At 44.9% G+C, this 2177-nt stretch carries 3 protein-coding genes and 2 pseudogenes; 1 reads left to right on the top strand and 4 read right to left on the bottom strand.

Features of this window, described 5'->3' with window-relative positions:
• From K0778_RS25735 to ydjG, 4 genes and pseudogenes are all read right to left on the bottom strand, one after another.
• A partial coding sequence (locus tag K0778_RS25735) for an IS1 family transposase (protein WP_001676991.1) occupies window positions 1-64 on the bottom strand: 64 nt, incomplete at its 3' end.
• Window positions 65-117: 53 nt separating this feature from the next.
• Window positions 118-765: pseudogene (locus K0778_RS25740) on the bottom strand (MFS transporter); the annotation flags it as partial.
• 117 nt (window positions 766-882) lie between these two features.
• Complete coding sequence (locus tag K0778_RS25745) at window positions 883-1641, bottom strand: DeoR/GlpR family DNA-binding transcription regulator (protein WP_000719088.1); 759 nt, start codon at window positions 1639-1641, stop codon at window positions 883-885.
• A gap of 136 nt (window positions 1642-1777) precedes the next feature.
• Window positions 1778-2059 (bottom strand): annotated as a pseudogene (gene ydjG, locus K0778_RS25750) (NADH-dependent methylglyoxal reductase); the annotation flags it as partial.
• Between the two features lie 30 nt (window positions 2060-2089).
• Between ydjG and K0778_RS28115 the strand changes: the two are divergent.
• The coding region (locus K0778_RS28115; protein ID WP_225526352.1) for a hypothetical protein at window positions 2090-2177 on the top strand (88 nt) is incomplete at its 3' end.

Genomic DNA, 2177 nt, shown 5'->3' on the forward strand with positions numbered 1-2177 from the left:
TGCCGTTACGCACCACCCCGTCAGTAGCTGAACAGGAGGGACAGCTGATAGAAACAGAAGCCACTGGAGCACCTCAAAAACACCATCATACACTAAATCAGTAAGTTGGCAGCATCACCGGCATTCTGCACCTGCGATTTGCCCTTTCCCTGCCAGCCATCGTGGCGACTCAATAAAGTATTTACCTGAGAGAAGCCAGGCTAACAGTATGCCAATACCACCCAACAGAAACATTATCCGCCAACTAAAAAAAGCGATAACCACCACACCTATCGCCGCAGACAGCATGGGCGACCAGTTACCAACAAATGAGAGCCGCGCGGACCATTTTCCACGCACCGTCGCGGGGATAAACTCCGTAAATGAGGCATAGCCAACCATAATCAGCGCCCCCATTCCTGTTCCCATCAGGAAGCGAAAGAAGATGAGCCAGTACATATCAGGGACAAAAGCGGCCCCTGTTGCAGCAATACCGACGATGAGAAGATTTATGCGAAACGCCCTGCGCCGCCCAAAGTAATCACCGATGAACCCACCGGTAAGAGAGCCGATGAAATAACCAAACATTAATGCCGAGGTAAAGGCGGCATTGAGGAAATTATTTGACCATCCATTGCTTACCAGCTTTGCTAAGACAACATTACCGGAGTAACTCAAAAAACCCGTTAATAACAGACTAAAGCTTATTATACCAAATATACGATAATGAAACCGGGCCAAAGGCAAGCGGTCCAGTCTTGCGCCAATTTGATCATATTGTTCCATTGGGTGCCTCGGATTTGCTAAAAAAGGTAGCAATTGCGGCAAATTCACTTGCCGCATCTTTATCATCATTTTATTTCAAGGCGCAGGAACAAATAATATTGACAACGTGTGCTTAAATTACCACACCAGCTGGATATTATTGTCTTTGCAAAATGCTATCCACTCTGCACCCGGTGATTTATCAGTTATTATGTAATTAATATGACTAAAATCAGCTAACTGGACAAAAGCTTTGCGATCAAACTTAGAGTGATCAACCAATAACGCAACTTCTGTCGCCTGACGGATCATTGTCTTTTTGATTTCAGCTTCCGCTTCATTAGAGTCCAGCGCGCCGCTGTTAATATCAAGACCTTTACAACTCATTACCATGATATCGACATGATAGCGGCTGATGATCTCTTTAGTAATTCTTCCTTGCAGTGAAAGTGTATTTTTGTTTAGTTCCCCACCCGTTGAAACGACTTTAATTTCTGACTGAGCCAGAACATGAATCGCTTCCGCCGAGTTGGTTAGCAACGTCAGGTCACTACGGTCCTGTAACAATTTGAGCAATTCCATTACGGTACTACTGGAATCGGCTGCCATGGTGGTTTTATTGTCGATAAAGGGTAGTGCCTTGCGTGCAATAAGCTGCTTCTCTTCATAAAACGATGAAGCGCGCTTATAAAAATGGATATTCTCCGTCAACATCGCTGTATTTAAAACAGCACCACCATAGGTTCTGGTCAAAAAGCCTTCATCTTCCAGCTTCTCAAGATCGCGGCGAATGGTTTCTTCGGTTACCTGAAAAATCCCACTCAAATTTGAGACTGTCACTTTTTTATCGTTGGCAACCATTTGCTTAATTGCCTGAATCCTGTCTTTTGCCGCCACGATTACACCCCTGTATCTTTTTACATCACATTAGCGCGATTATCGCATAACCGATGTTTACTTTCAAAACAACCTGTTTGAATCACAGATTTTCATCACAGTTTTCACAGAAACAGAGGTGAATCGTGTTGAGTATTTAACGCTCCAGGGCCTCTGCCATTTCCCTCATCAATGTTGCGTCTGCATCCGATAAGTTGATAATCAGTGCCGCGACATTTTCGCGTACCTGTTCCGGTGCAGTAGCCCCACTAAGAATGGAGATTAAATCACTCTGTTTTAATATCCACGCCAGTGCCAGAGTGGGAATTGTGCACTGATAACGAGCACAAAGTGGCTGCCACTGTTCAAGCATATCAATCACTTTCAGCATGTTTTCACGCTGGAACCAGACTTTATTTGCCCGAGCGCCGCCCGGAAGCTTTGTTGAATAAATCGAACTTTTGCTGAGTTGAAGGATCAGATCACGCATCTTCCCGACAACGCAGACCGTTCCGTGGCAAAGCAAAAGTTCAAAATCACCAACTGGCCCACCTACA

The sequence above is a fragment of the Escherichia sp. XD33 genome, from assembly GCF_019375075.1.
Classification (GTDB): Bacteria; Pseudomonadota; Gammaproteobacteria; order Enterobacterales; family Enterobacteriaceae; genus Enterobacter; species Enterobacter flexneri_A.